This window comes from Rhodococcus sp. P1Y (genome assembly GCF_003641205.1).
GTDB lineage: Bacteria > Actinomycetota > Actinomycetes > Mycobacteriales > Mycobacteriaceae > Rhodococcoides.
Genome location: NZ_CP032762.1, coordinates 1,566,763 through 1,581,124, shown reverse-complemented (window position 1 = coordinate 1,581,124; position 14,362 = coordinate 1,566,763). Strand labels below are relative to the sequence as shown.

Annotated in this window: 8 protein-coding genes; 5 read left to right on the top strand and 3 right to left on the bottom strand. The window is 66.7% G+C overall.

All coding sequences use genetic code 11. From position 1 onward, the window contains the following. Positions 1-32: 32 nt before the first annotated feature. The 3 genes from D8W71_RS07450 to D8W71_RS07440 all read right to left on the bottom strand — a co-directional run bounded on the left by D8W71_RS07450 (position 33) and on the right by D8W71_RS07440 (position 6,298). Positions 33-1,499, bottom strand: coding sequence for a dynamin family protein (locus D8W71_RS07450; RefSeq protein WP_121112310.1), 1,467 nt, complete (start codon positions 1,497-1,499; stop codon positions 33-35). Beyond that, entirely contained in the window at positions 1,496-3,307 is a 1,812-nt protein-coding gene (locus tag D8W71_RS07445) for a dynamin family protein (protein WP_121118765.1), read from the bottom strand. Before D8W71_RS07445 ends, D8W71_RS07450 begins: the two co-directional genes overlap by 4 nt. Positions 3,308-3,418: 111 nt before the next feature. After that, a complete protein-coding gene (locus tag D8W71_RS07440) occupies positions 3,419-6,298 on the bottom strand; it encodes an IniB N-terminal domain-containing protein (RefSeq protein ID WP_121112308.1) in 2,880 nt (959 codons plus the stop codon). Between the two features lie 255 nt (positions 6,299-6,553). Between D8W71_RS07440 and D8W71_RS07435 the strand changes: the two genes are divergently transcribed. From D8W71_RS07435 to D8W71_RS07415, 5 genes are all read left to right on the top strand, one after another. Beyond that, entirely contained in the window at positions 6,554-8,338 is a 1,785-nt protein-coding gene (locus D8W71_RS07435; RefSeq protein WP_236077776.1) for an Hsp70 family protein, read from the top strand. Between the two features lie 5 nt (positions 8,339-8,343). Further along, positions 8,344-10,455 (top strand): LuxR C-terminal-related transcriptional regulator, encoded by a 2,112-nt coding sequence (locus D8W71_RS07430; protein ID WP_121112304.1) that lies wholly within the window; start codon positions 8,344-8,346, stop codon positions 10,453-10,455. Between the two features lie 83 nt (positions 10,456-10,538). After that, positions 10,539-11,693, top strand: a complete 1,155-nt coding sequence (locus tag D8W71_RS07425; RefSeq protein ID WP_121112302.1) for a hypothetical protein — start codon at positions 10,539-10,541, stop codon at positions 11,691-11,693. After that, the gene (locus D8W71_RS07420) at positions 11,693-12,709 is read left to right on the top strand and encodes a hypothetical protein (protein WP_121112300.1); all 1,017 of its coding nucleotides are present in this window, start codon (positions 11,693-11,695) and stop codon (positions 12,707-12,709) included. Before D8W71_RS07425 ends, D8W71_RS07420 begins: the two co-directional genes overlap by 1 nt. An 88-nt stretch (positions 12,710-12,797) precedes the next feature. Beyond that, a complete protein-coding gene (locus D8W71_RS07415; protein WP_201265285.1) occupies positions 12,798-14,114 on the top strand; it encodes a S1 family peptidase in 1,317 nt (438 codons plus the stop codon). Positions 14,115-14,362 lie beyond the last annotated feature (248 nt).

Below are 14,362 nucleotides of genomic sequence, written 5' to 3'. Positions count from 1 at the left end.
GGTCGTGCGTGCGTAGTGACGTCGGGCGGTAATTACGCACGCACGGGCGGCGAAGCCGCAATCCCCTCCGCACTTCGCGCAGCCACAGCACACGCCCGCGAGGTGAACTGATCCAGCAAAGGATGCTCGGACAACCGACGCCACTTCAGAGCCGCACCGAGGGCCGCGTCCCGACACTCGGTCGGCCCTGTTGCCGGATCGAGGCCGAGGCGGGTGGACGCATCGATACCGAATCCGCCGATCAGCCGGTGCAACTCGGCGAGCTCGTTCTCCGGAAGCTTCGGCTTGGTCGAGCGCATTCGGCCCAGTAGCCGCAACTCGTGAAACCCATGCACGTCGGCCAACATTCGGCCGGCCTCGGCCCCCAACGCGGCCGACTCGGCGATCGGCCTGGTTTCCAGGATTCGCTGCAGGGCCACCAGCGCCGAATGCAACTTGAGTTGATCGGCGCGCTGACCGAACTGGACGTCGATGACCGAACGTAGTTCGTCGAGACCGCTTCGTTCGACCAATTCTGCTGCCAGGGTTGGGGAATCGCGAACACCGAGCTTGATCAGCGTCACCGCCATCCGGATCCCGAACAGCCCGAACCGGTCGACGATCGAAGCCCGCAGCGCCGGGTCGATGGGCAACAGACCTGGCCGCGAGAACCGGTCTGCCGACAACATCGCCAGCTGCAGATCCTCGTCGGGCACCTGCGCCAACATCTCGAACGCAGCGAACTCGTTCTGACGCAACGTTTCCGCGGCCAACGCCAGCAGGCCCGCGACGGGTACGACGGCCTGGCAGAGTCCCGTCGCCTCCAACTCGGCCGCGAATCGCGCGGCAACCTCCTTGGCCGACATCATCGCGTCCATGCGACCTGCGCCGACCTCGTCGGCGCGGGACACGACTCCCACGACTCCCAACGGCCCCGAATCCCCGCCCACGTGCGAGGAAATCTGACTCAGAAAGGACACGTCCGTTGCGTTCAGCGTGCGAAGTAAATACACGACAGCGTCGGCGCCGGACGACGAGTTCTCCGGTGTCAGCATCGACAGCGTCCGCGCGGACACGTCACGGGAAAGCGACGACGTTCCAGGGGTGTCGATGATCGTGGTGTGTGTCAGCGTTCTCGCCGGCCACTCGACGTCGAGACGATCGACCTGCGCGGCCGTCAGTGCACCGAGGTCGAACGTCAATCGGCCGTCCCGGCGTTGCACCGGGACGTGCGCAGAACGGTCACCGTCGTACCATGCCGTCACGTTCGGCGTCGCGCCGCTGCGATACCAGGTCACCACCTTGGTGCACTCGGTGGCGTCGGTGGGCGCAATATCCTGCCCCACAAGCGAATTGAGAAGAGTCGACTTTCCTGCCTTCAGCGACCCGGCCAGCGCGACTCGCAGTGGCTGATCGAGACGATCGAGGCATTCGGTCAGCAGTGCCGCAGCGTAGGTGTCGATGGAGTAGGCGCTCCGAGCCGCAGTGATCAGCGCCCGTGCGTCGGCGAGTGAGCTCACTTGTCGACGACGTTCGACACGAGAGCCGACGCCTGCTCGTTGAGCTCGGCCACGACCTTCATCTCACGGTCCAACTGTGCTGTGCGCGTTGCCCGCTCGGTCGACTCGACGTTGGCAGCTTCCTGCGCCGCCCGCAGCGAATCGTTGAGCGATCGCAGCGTCTGCTCGGCGATGGACGTGAAGTGATCTCGCAGCACTCGCTGAATAGCGCGCAGTCGATCCTTCGATTCCTTGCCGACCTGGAAACTCACGTCGTCGGTGAATCGTCGGATCGCCATCTTCGCCTCGCCGCGCCTGGCCTTGACCCGGTTCTCCTTGTCCTCTTTGTATGCTTTGGTACCCAACAGAACTCCGGCACCGATCGAGATCGGATTGAGCAAACTCAACCCGACGAACGTGGTGATGAGGCCGAACATCAGCACACCACCGTACGAACCGCGCATCCCGACGAGCACTTTCTGGGTTATGCCGGTCTTACCGGTCTCCAGATCGGCGAGCGAGGCGACGGGGTCGAGGACATCGTCGAGGTCGCCGAGGTCCAGGTCGGGAAGAGCAACCGAGCCTGCGGCGGCGAAATGGTCGGCGACGAGTTCCGCCAGCCAGAGTGCGCGCTCGTGTGCCCACACGAAGTTGTCGCCGACCGAAGCCGCTATTTGCTCTTCGAGCCAGTCCCCCAGCTCGATCCAGTCCGATCCGGGATCCCCTTCGTCGACGGTTTCCTCCGCCTCCCGGGTCACCCTCCTGAGCCGGTCGCGAAGATCGTGATCGATGTCCGACGCCAGGTCGGCGATGCCGTCGGCGAGGGTCTGTTGCCACTGCGAGGTCTTCTTGTGCAGTTCTTCGGCTGCCGACTTGGCTCGCTGCAAGCCCGCGACGGCGGCCGCAGCACGTTCGGGGTCGCGGAGCGCAGCGAGTTCACTGCCCATGGCGAGTGTGAGATGTTCGGTCACCGAACGGATGTCGAGGGAAACCGCGGAGCGAGTCGTGGCATCGGCACGGGCGACGACGTTGTCACGCAGGAACGCGTACAGCTCGGGGAATCCGGACTCGACGTTCAGTTCCTCGTCGTTCAGGCGCAGAGCGTGAGAACGCAGCAGTGACGACAGCGGAATCATCGGCACATCGAGGCCCTCTCTGGCCAGATGTGCACGGTTGGCGTCGACGATCTGACGCCAATGCGGATACAGGTCCGTCTTGGTGATCAGCAGTGCGACGGAGGGGCACAGTCCGAGAACCTGTCGGAGGAAGGATATTTCGGGTTCGGTGAACTCCCGACTCGCATCAGAGACCACGAGCACGGCGTCGGCGGAGGGTATGAGCCCCAAAGTACCTGCTGCGTGCGGGTTTCCGTGACCGCCGACCCCCGGCGTGTCCACCAGGACGAGTCCGTCGGCGAGAAGCGGGCTCGGCACGTTGACCTCGAGCCGCAGGACCTCCCGTCCCTGAGCCAGCGGGCTGGCCGGGGTGATGTTCTGCAGTTCCTCGAGTGGAACCGGGACGCGTACTGCGTCGCTGCCGGGTTCGGCGAGGACCAGCTCGGCGAACGAACTGTCCGAGTTCTGAACGATCGTCGGGATCGCGGTCGTCTCGTCGTCGCCGACCGAACACACGTTGAGATTGAGCAGCGAGTTCACGAACTGGCTTTTTCCCTGTTTCAGGGGACCGACCACGACGATGCGCCTGCGAGGGTCCAGTACCCGCTCCTTGGCCAGTTCCATCCTGGACACGAGATCGGACCGCCCGACCGTCTGCGCCACTGCCGCAGTTCGATCGAGCAGTTCGGCCAGTTGTTTCGCTTGCCCGTCCATGGCCTTCTTTCGGTACACGTGCTGTCTCGACTGTGTTCGAACTCTAACGATAAAAAAAGACCCCGGGCGTGAGAACCGCCCGGGGTCTTTACTTCAGCTCACCGACGTACGTTACGGGTTCAGCAGATCGATGTGGTGATCGACGGACCCGAGATCCGACGTCGAGTGCGCCGAACTGTCGGCGTCGCCGTGCAGGCTGCTCTCCGAGTGCAGCGAGGACTCCGCCTGGCCGAACACGTCGGAGTCGACCGCCGACCATGCGCTCGAATCGAAGGCTCCGGTGAACGAGCTGGATGCGCTTCCCACTGCGTCCGCGGCCCCCTCGAATCCGCTGGTGACGCCGCCCGTGGCGCCCCCGACCACGTCGGCACCGGTAGCAATCCCACCGGCAACGTTTCCTGCCGCACCGCCCGCTGCCTCCGCACCGGCTGCAACTCCGCCTGCCGCACCGCCCGCTGCCTCCGCACCGGCGGCAACTCCGCCCGTGACTCCGCCTTCGAGTCCACCGGCGACGTCACCGGCGAAGTCGGTTCCCGCTGCTGCGCCGCTTGCGATTCCGCCGGCGAGATCGGCACCGGCCGAGGCACCGGCGTCGAGACCTGCGGTGACACCTGCACCGAGATCTCCTGCAGCCGAGCCACCGGCAGAAATGCCTGATTCGAGTCCTGCGCCGAGTTGACCGGCAGCCGAACCACCGATGTCAGCTGCGCCCTGGAGCGAACCGGCGAGGTTCGCCCCTGCCTGCGCTGCTGCGTCGATCCCAGCCGACGCCGTTCCGTCGACTGCACCGGTGACACCGGCACTGAGGTCGGCTCCTGTCTGTGCGACTGCACCCAGTCCACCGGTCACGCCTGCGCCGATGCCACCTGCCAGACCGCCACCCAGACCAGCCAATCCGCCGCCGACGCCTGCGAGTCCGCCGGACAACCCTGCGCCTGCGTTGCCGACGGCTGCGAGTCCGCCGCCGAGGCCCGCTGCTGCGCCACCGGTGAGTCCGCCGACCGCTCCGAGTCCGAGTTCGCCCGCGCCGCCGACGCCGCCGGCCACTCCGCCGCCGACTCCGCCCGCTGCTCCGAGTGCTGCGTCGACCGCACCGGTGAGTGCACCAGCTAGTTCTGTGCCGCCGCCGAGCGCTGCGCCGAGGTCGAGTGCGCCGCTCGTGTCGAGCACGGTGTCGAGTGCGGCACCGAGGCCTGCCCCTGCTTCTCCGCCGACGCCGAAGGCCGCGCCGAGAACACCTTCGAGGTCGGTTGCCGCCGCGATATCGACACCGGCCGACGCGTCGATCGCCGTATCGAGTGCTGCTGTGAGGCTGCCGATCGCGCTGGTGTCGAGGTCGAGCGCTGTACCGAGTGCGCCGCCCACGACGGTTCCGAGTTCACCGGTTGCGAGGCCGGCCAGGTCGAGATCGGCCAAGGCGCCCGCGTCGAGGACTGCTCCGAGCGAGGTTCCGATGGTCGACGCCAGTCCGCCCTCGGCTCCGAAGATGCCCTCGAGTCCGGACGTGACGCCGACTCCGACGCCACCCGCCAGGTCTCCTGCTGCGCCGAGTGCGGCGTTCAATGCTCCGTCGAGCGTGCCTGAAAGAACTCCGTCAGCTCCGAGGGCCCCGCCGAGGTCGAGTGCTCCGCCAGCCCCCACCACTGCGTCGAAGGCAGCGCCGAGGCCTGCACCCGCTTCTCCCCCGACTCCGAACGCTGCGCCGAGGATGCCTTCGAGGCCCGCGCCGACCGCGCCATCAAGACCGCCTCCGACCACACCGTCCAGTGCGGTACCGAGGGACGTCGTCAGATCGCCGACGATGCCGCCGTCGAGATCGAGGGCGGTGCCGAGTGCACCGGACACGATTCCTGCAAGGTCGACGCCCGCCAGGCCGCCGAGGTCTAGGTCTGCGAGGGCACCGGCGTCCAGGACTGCTCCGAGGGACGAGCCGAGAACGGCAGCGAGACCGCTCTGGAGTGCGAAGACTCCTTCGAGGCCACCGCCGAGGCCTGCGGTGAGGTCGCCGGCGATCCCGCCGCCTGCTCCGATTGCCGCGTCGAGGGCCGTGCCGAGACCGGCTGCGACGCCGCCGCCGAGTCCGAGGCCTGCGGTCAGTGCGGTTCCGATACCACCTGCGAGGCCACCGGCAAGGTCGATCTGGCCTGCGCCGATGACGCCGCCGACGACGTCACCGAGTGCCGCGCCCAAGTTTGCGCCGATGTCCCCGCCGATGCCGAAGACAGTGCCGAGTGCACCGCTCAACGCACCGTCGATGCCGGCGAGTGCGTTCAGGTCGAGCCCTCCGACAGCACCGAGCGCTGCGTCGAGGGCTCCGGTGAGACCGGTCGAGATGCCGGCACCCAGGTCTACGCCTGCACCCAAGCCCGCACCCAAGCCCGCACCGAGTCCTGCGCCAAGGCCGCCGCCGACGGCGAGGCCGCCGCCGATGAGTCCGGTGAGCGCGCCGCTGAGATCAGCAGCACCGCCGAGGTCGATGGAGCCGCCGGCTCCGATGATGGCTTCGAGTGCTGCTCCGAATGCGGCACCGAGGTCGACGCCGACCTGTCCACCTACTGCAAGTGCTGCGCTCAGGGCTGCGCCGATGGATGCTGCGATGTCGCCCGCCAGGTCGAGGTCTCCGCCGAATCCCCCGCCGATTCCGCCGCCGATGACTCCACCGCCTGCGAGTCCACCGCCGACGACAGCGCCTGCTGTGAGGCCGAGTCCGGTGGACAGTCCGCCGCCGATCGCGCCGCCTCCGGCGAGGCCGCCTTCAAGGCTGCCTGCTGCTCCGGCGCCTGCACCGAGGATGGCCGAGAGCTGCGAGCCCGCTCCGGCGAACAGTCCGGACTCGGCGACCAACGGGGCGACCGCGACGATGTCTGCGTGGCAGACCTCGCCGAGTCCGGCGGCGGCGAGCGCAGCCTCGGGGTTGGCGCAGTACGCGGCAGCCGCCTCGTCGTTGCGGAGGAGGCCGAGGATGAAGTCGAGTACTGCGTTGGTGGCCATTGCGTGGCTCCTTCGATGTCGGTCAAGTTCGTGGTTGATCACAAAGCTATGGGCCCCCAGCGGTCTTCCCAACGGGGTCGACCCCCCTACTCGAACGGGACATCCCAGGGGTGAGGCGTTAGGGGAAAGCCCCTCGTTAGGGGATTTCCCCGCGAACCATCCACCACCTGCTGTGAGACGTAACGAAAGGTGCCATGCTTTCGACATCAACAACAGCGTCGGCGGGCGTCGCTGCACGACACAACGGAGATGATGATGAGCGCAGGGCTCGGCATTCGGATCGGCACAGTCACCTCGGTGGCCGCCCTCGACACTTCACACGACCCGTATGCGCCGCGTGACTTCGCCGCGGACGAGGCGATGCCGACCGTCGTACGTCGTTCCGCTCTCGATCTTCGTCCGGGCGTAGCCCCGGCCCTCGCCGATCTCCGTGATCGCCAGCAGCGCCACCTGCTCGGTGGATTCGCCGACCGGGTCGGAGATCCTGTTCCCCTCATCGACGAGGAAGGCCGCTCGTACCTCGCCGAAGACCTGTTCGCGACGGCTACTCGCGCCCTGGTGGCCGAAGTCGCCGCAGGCGCGGCGACCGAACCTGCCGTCGTCGTCACCCATCCCGATCGGTGGTCGGCCTACACCGCCGACGTACTGCGCGAGGCGCTCGGCCGCGCCGGCGTTCCCGACGCCACACTCGTCCCCGAATCCTTCGCTTCGATGCGCTGGTTGGAAGCGATCCGCGGCGAGCCCGGCGACGGTCTGACCGTCGTCTACGACCTCGGCGCAACCTCGCTCTCGATCATGTTGATGCGCACCGGGTTCGAGGCCGGGGCAATCGGCAACGGAGTGCAGTCTCAGGATTTCGGCGGCGCACAGTTCGATCACCTCATCACGCAGTACGTGCTGGAGGGTGCGTCGAGCAGCCAGTCCTTCGAGTTCGATCCGTTCGATCCCGACACCGTCGGAGCGCTGGTGGAACTTCGCGCGCGCTGCGGAGAAGCCAAAGAGCAACTGTCGTACGACACGGCAACCACACTCACGGTGGAACTTCCGGGTCTCCGCAGCGAGACACGACTGGTTCGCGACGAGATCGAAGGGCTGTTCCGCCAGCCGATCCTCGACTCCGTCGAATTGATTCGTGAGGCGCTGCACGCCGCGGGCCTCGACATCTCCGATGTCTCGCAGGTACTTCTCACGGGAGGAAGCTCCAGCATTCCCCTCGTCGCCGAACTGATCTCCTCGGAGTTGCGCACACCCGTCGTGTCCGGACCTCACCCCGATCGTATCCCGGCGATCGGCGGCGCGATCATCGCCAACGAGGTCGCATCCTCCGTCGTCGCAGATCTCCCTCCCGCACCTCTTCCCACCGAAATCGCCCGGCCTGCAACACGACCCGCACCGATCCCGACGGCGACAGCCTCAGCTGCGCCGGGAATGTCGGGCCGCAAGAAGGCCGGTATCGTGTTCGCGTCCGTGGCCGCACTGGTGGTCATCGCAGGCGGCGGTCTGTCCGTCGGAACGGCACTGACGTCCAAGGACACACCTGTCGAAACGGTCTCCGAGAACACCGCGGGCACGACCAGCGCGACGGAAGCACCCGCGACGACGGCAGCAGTCGTCGCCGACACCGGACAGACCGCAACCACCGAGAACGGCCTTCCCGCACCCACTGTCGCCGCCGACGGCACGCTGATACCTGCCGCGGGAACCATCATTGCTCCCGACGGCACCGTCGTCGCCGATCCGAACGCACCGGCGGCCCCGGTCGTCGGCAACACGGGCCAGGCACCTGCGCCCGCAGCACCCGCAGCGCCGAACGTCAGCGTGCCGAACCCAGGCGGGCCGAACGTGTCGGTACCCAGCCAGCAGGCACCGACGTACACGCCTCCCACCTACAACGGCCCCACACTCGGCGACGTCGGTAACGGCGCCGGCGGCGTGGTGAGCGACCTCGGAAACGGAGTCGGCGGACTCACCGGAGGCGTCGTCGACGGACTCGGCAACGTCGTCGGCGGACTCACCGGCCCGCTGACCGGCGGACGCTGACGCAGGTGCCGGGGGCGTTGACCAGACCCCAGATCGCAGCACGCGCCACCGACCGCGGCAGACCGATTTCCCAGGCCCTGGCCTCGACCGTCCTGACCGCGACGGGTGGGTGCCCGCGGACCGTGGACGTCGCGCTCGATGCCGCGCAGCGGGCGGACATCGACAGTTCGGTCACCAAAGCCGTCGTCGACGCGGTGTACGAGCACCACGTCGAGGTGCTCGGCTCCATGAGCGACATCGATCGAACGGTTGTGGCTCTCGCACACTACGGAGTCGGCTCCGATCCCGACGCGATGCACGATCTGCTCGACGCGCGCGCTGACACCGCCGCAATACTTGCTCACGCAGTGGATTTCGGTGTGCTGACGGCCTCCGGCACCGCCCTCCCCGACGTCGACCGCGCCTTGGACGACGTGATGGGCCGCCGCCTCTCCGCGCTGTTGACCCGCCTGCTCGAATACCGAGTCAAGACCGACACTCTCGACATTCCGACCGCAGTCACGTTGACCTGCAGCGGAATTCGCCATCCCGAACTAGCTGCTTTCCTCGTTTCCTCTGCCGACGAGGCGCCTCCCGTTAGTGCCGCGACTCTCTACGAGCACGCCGTGACCGCCGGCGCCGATCCGCTGCCTCTTGCCTCTCGCCGCGGCGAAACTGCAGCACTGCTCGGCGACTTCGCGTCCGCAGAACGATACTGCGATTCGGTCCTCGAACATCACGACACGGTCGATACGCTCCAATTACGGACTGCTATAAGAACATCGGCGACGGTAGCCGCCGAGCGTGGAATGATGTCGCGGAGTGCATCCCTGTACACGTGGCTCGGCCCTGGACGCGTCGGGGCCGACGCCGACCTCGCGGTGACGACCATGCTGGTTGCCGGTGACCGCGCCGCTGCCGACGCAGTGTGCACGAACATCGGCGCAGCCCCTCCCACCACCTCGGGTGCCGCATCCAAGTTGCTGGCGGACGGACTCCGGCAGTCGATCGACGCAGTCTCCACACTAGCGGCGACCACGGCAACCAGTACCCTCATGCGGTCGGTATCACTGACCGACAACATGATTCGTCGTGCAACACCCGATTCGGCCGCGGCGATCGCGATCCTGTTCTCGCTGCACTGCGGCGATCTTCCGCGCGCTGAGTCGACGGCATCGTCCGCGCTCGCCGCTCTGCCGTCCGGGCATCCCGATACCGCTCGCATCACCTTGCTGCATGCGTGGACGACGATGTTGTCCGGCGATCTCGCCGGGGCGCAGACTAGAATCGACTCACTCCGGATACCGTTGTCCCACAGCAGAAATTTGCTCTTCCTGCACGGTCTGCGAGTCGCGATCGCTCGACGCTCGGGCGATCCCGGCTCACTACGAAAAGCGTGGGACGACGCGCAGGACGTCATCGCGTCGTATTCGGTCGATCTGTTGTCGCTGCTACCGCTCGGGGAGCTGTGGCTCGCAGCGGTGCGCGTCGAACAGCCCGAACGAATGACCCACTTGATCGCCCAAGCCGACGCCGTCATCGCGGACCTGGGCGAGCCGCTCGCATGGTCCTCGTCGCTGCACTGGTACGGCGTCCAAGCCGCCATTCTCGCCGAACACCCCGCCGAGCTCGTTCCGCACGCCCGCGCACTCGCCCGTGCAGCGGAGTCCAACCAGTACGGCGCCGCACTCGCCGCGGCAGGTCGAGCCTGGCTCGGAGTTCTGCAGGGCCACCCCGACCCCGCAGAGGTCGAGGACGCAGCACGTGCGCTCACGCGTTTCGGGCTTTCATGGGACGGCGCTCGCTTGGCGAGCGAGGCTGCCCTCCGTGTCGAGGACACCCGAGCGGCGACGGCTCTGCTGCAGGTCGCACGAACCCTGCGGCTCCCGGCGTCCGCGCCGACGTCCGAGGTCGCCGAGGAACCGAAGGGTTCACTCAGCGCGCGCGAGGCCGAGGTGGCCGAGCTGCTGGTCCTGGGCGTCACGTACCGGGAGGCCGGCGCACGGCTGTATATCTCCGCGAAAACCGTCGAACACCATGTCGCACGGATCCGCCGTCGACTCGGCGCGGGGTCGAGGTCGGAGCTGCTCTCGATGCTGCGGGCGCTGGGCTACGGGTCGGGTTCGACCGAGGTGTAACTCCTGCGTACCAGAATGCGACAAACGTGTCAGTGCAGGCGACCGTCCCGGTGTGCCGCTCGACGAGAAGGTATACCACGACGATGTTGAACCGGCACGCTCACTTCGACGCGGCCGAGCCGTCGGGTCACATCGAATCGGCTCGCGTCGGCCTCCCCGATGTCGGTCTGCACATCGACGACGAACGATCCATTGCCGCCGTGTCCAGGCCGTCGCCCGCCAATCCGTCCCTGCACATCGCATCGCTGCACAGCACCGTCCTCTATGTGCACGCCGACGGCACGGCCTCGCTCGGGGGTACGAGCGATCCCTATGCCGCAGCGTTCACCGAGTTCGTGAGCACGGAGATCGCGTCGGGCTTCGAGCCCGGTGATCTCGTCGCGATGGCGCTGCGCTGCCTGCTCGTCGAGGTAGCAACCTCCGTCGGCACCGAGATCGAGAACCTGGCCGCCGCCGCGACCTTTCCCACCCAGTGGACGGCCGAACGTGTGTCCTCGGTGCGCACCGCGATGAACAGGAACGGCCTCGGCCACGTCGCGCTGGTGTCCGAAACCGAAGCGTTGGCAGCGTGGGCAGAGGCAACGCACGCGACGTGGGCGGGCAAGGATTCCGCAATCGCTGCAGCGCGCGGTGCCGCCGCGCTCGCCGCGGCGTACCCCGTCGACGCGGTGACCGAAGAGATCGTCGTCGTCGGCCGCGAGAAGTCACGCACCGCGCCCTTCCCGACGCGCACTCCGGTTCTGGCCGCCGTCGCACTCGCTGCCGTGCTCGCGCTGGGAGGTGGAGTCGCGTCGCTGTTGTTGAACGACAGCACCGCACCCGAGGTGCCGGTGATAGAAGGTGCGCCCTATGCAGTCCCCACCACCACGACTAGCGCACCTGGCACCATGCTGCCGTTCCCGACGGTGGTCCCGATCATCGAGCCCGTCCTCCCGCAGGCCCCGGAGCAGCCGGCCGATCCCACAGAGGTGGAGCCAACCGTGTCTCCGGAACCGGCGCCCGCCCGTACACAGCCTGCAGCCGTGACGGAACCACCACCTAGCAGCGAAGAGGCGCCGCCGGAGGAAGAACCCACGATTCCGGACAAAGAACCCCTGCCCGAACTACCCGCCGACCCGACGCCCGATCCCGAGGACGAAGAGCCGACAACTCCGGTCGAGAACGAAACCCCGCAGAACGAAACCCAGCAGAAAGAAGCGCCGCAGAACCGCATCTCACAGAATGATGATGACGCCTGATGGGCTATCTCGCGATGTCGATCGGTGACGACACAGCTGCCGCAGTACACCGCCCCGACCAGTCCGTGGATCCGGAGATATTCGAGACACCGGCCACCTTGTCGTTCGGGCAGGACGGAACGGTCAGCCTCGGCGCCCCGTCCGCTGCCGAGAACGTATCGAGATTCGCCTCTCTAATCGGACAGGGTGTCGACGGCTACGTCGCCGAGGATCTCGTCGCGCATGCGGCGAACTGCCTCGTCTCGATGGTGACGGCGAAGCACGGCGGGGTCGTACCCGCGACCGCGCTCACCTACCCACGGACGTGGGGGCCCGAAGAGCTCGCATTGCTGCGTACTGCCCTCGATCACACGGGATTACACGGGGTACGTCTCGTTTCCGAAAATCGCGCGATGTTCGAGTTCGATTCGGTGTCGTCCTCCGACGTCGAGGTCTCGACCGCCGTGTCCCTAGCCGTCGGCGCATTGGCTGTGCTGGAGGAATCCGATGTCGCCGAAGGTGATTCGTTCGATACCGACGCAATCCCAGTCGTCACCGAGCAGAAAGCGTTGGCGTTCTCGGAAGCGATGTCGGCTGCACCTTCCGAAACGCCCGACGATACCGAGCGCACCCGCCGGAAGCCGCTTCTCGTCGTCACGGGCATTGCGGTGGCGGTGATTCTCGCTTCCGTCGGCATAGCGGCAGCGTTCGGCACATTCGACGACGGGGCCGAAGTCTCGCCGCCCGCGATCACGGACGCACTGCTGCCCACCACGACGCAAGCGCCGACGACAGTGTCCAGCGCCGTCGCTCCCTTTCCGACGGCACCGCCTGCCGAACCGGAATCGACACCGGACACCACCGAGAATCCCTCAGCGGAGGTCACTCCTGAAGTAGCGCCTGCGGTGCCCGCGCCGGTACCCGAAGCGCCGCCCGAACCTTCCTTCTCTACGCAGCCGCCTCGAACACCCTTGCAGTTTCCAGTCGTCCCGCCGGTCCCGGAATTCACCTACCCGACGGTTCCGTCGTTCCCCTGATCGGGCTCTCGACCTGCGACTTCCCGTGTTGTAGGCACTCATGCCTTAAGGTGGGGCGCTGATGCTCAGCACCCGATGAAGGGATTTCATGCGTAACACGGGGGCACTGCGCGCAGCAGTGATCTGTTCGACTGCGTTTTTGTTCTTCGGTATCTTCTCGGCCCCCGCGTCGGCAGACCCTGAATCACCCGTTCGCCAGAGTTCGGCGGACGACTTACCTCGAGAGTTGGCCGACGCTGTAGTCCGGGATCTGAAGATCTCGCCTCAGGAGTATTTGGACCGCGCCGCGCTGGCGCAGGAGTTGTCCACCTACGCATCCGATTTCCGTGCGTCGAGGCCGTCGGACTTCGCGGGTGCGTGGATCGGGCCCGACGGTAAGGCCGTTGTTGCCGTGACCTCGGAGGCCGCTGCTAGCGCTGTGGCCAAGGACGGGTACGACACAGCACAGGCGCCGGTGTCCGCGGACGGGCTCGAGAAGTCGCTTGCAGACCTGAACTCGTGGGTCTCGTCACTCCCGCGTGAGGTCGCGAGCCAGGTGAACGGGACGTCGATCGACATCCTCGACAACCAGATCGTCATCGACCTGGCCAACAGCCCCGTCGGCAGTGCGCTGAACCTCCCGACGCTACTGGCGAATCTGAAGGTCATCCTGACTCCCGGACCACCCAAGCCGGTCGACCCGGCGCCGATGGGCGGCGACACCTACGTCACCACCAAGAGCGCCATCAAGGACACCCCGTCGACCGAGATCAGTATCTGCTCGTTCGGGTTCAACGCTGTCAACGGTTCGGGCAATCCGGTCAATCTCAGTGCCGGCCACTGCAATCCGAACGCCGACACCGGCGTCGGTGGCGCGCCGATCTATCTGCCCAACCCCGCGAATGTGCACGACAGCACCAAGATCGGCACGTTCGATCGTTCGAGCCTCGGCTCACCCGACGGCCTGGACTGGTCGGTCATCTCGCTCGACGACGCGGGCGTTTCGTCCGGTCTCGACCGCCCGACCGTCCGCGGCGCCAACGGCAGCACGGTGACGATCACCGGAACCGCCTCGCCCGTCGTCGGAGCGCCTGTCTGCAAGTCGGGACAGTCCTCGTCGTTCACGTGCGGTGTGGTGGCTGCGGATCGCGTCGAAACCCAGTTGTTCATGGACGACGGATCGAGCCGAACAGTCCGTGGATTCGCCAGCACGGCATGCACGCTCGCAGGTGACAGCGGAGGTGCCATCATCACGGGAACACTCGCCCTCGGCATCACCAGCGGGTCCAACAGCGGTGGCGCGCCGGACTGCACGGAAGCGAATCTTGCGCTCGCTCAGTTCGGCGGAACCGCCAGCCTCGGCATCCCCATCGACCAGGTTGCACAAGCAACCGGTACGACGGTTCGAACCTCGCCCGTCGGCTGACCTGCTCGCTCGACAAACAATTCCGCCGCGGCACGCACGACGCCGTGGCGGAATTCTTTGTTGGCGGTCACAAACTTCTTCCCCGTTTGTGCCAGCGTAAGCAGATTGTCGGTATTGTTCCCATTTCGGTCGAGTGACCGAATACGACGAGGGGGAACTATCATGCCCGCATTCACGACTATCTGGATTCAGCTCGCCGAGCAGTTACTGTTGTTGTGGCAGAGCGTAATTGCGCTTCCGCCTCCGGC

What these genes read in the sequence shown, in the direction of transcription:
- D8W71_RS07435 (WP_236077776.1), top strand. Translation starts at nt 6,554, where the DNA reads ATGAGCGCAGGGCTCGGCATTCGGATCGGCACAGTCACCTCGGTGGCC.
- D8W71_RS07445 (WP_121118765.1), bottom strand. Translation starts at nt 3,307, where the DNA reads ATGGACGGGCAAGCGAAACAACTGGCCGAACTGCTCGATCGAACTGCG.
- D8W71_RS07415 (WP_201265285.1), top strand. Translation starts at nt 12,798, where the DNA reads ATGCGTAACACGGGGGCACTGCGCGCAGCAGTGATCTGTTCGACTGCG.
- D8W71_RS07440 (WP_121112308.1), bottom strand. Translation starts at nt 6,298, where the DNA reads ATGGCCACCAACGCAGTACTCGACTTCATCCTCGGCCTCCTCCGCAAC.
- D8W71_RS07420 (WP_121112300.1), top strand. Translation starts at nt 11,693, where the DNA reads ATGGGCTATCTCGCGATGTCGATCGGTGACGACACAGCTGCCGCAGTA.
- D8W71_RS07425 (WP_121112302.1), top strand. Translation starts at nt 10,539, where the DNA reads ATGTTGAACCGGCACGCTCACTTCGACGCGGCCGAGCCGTCGGGTCAC.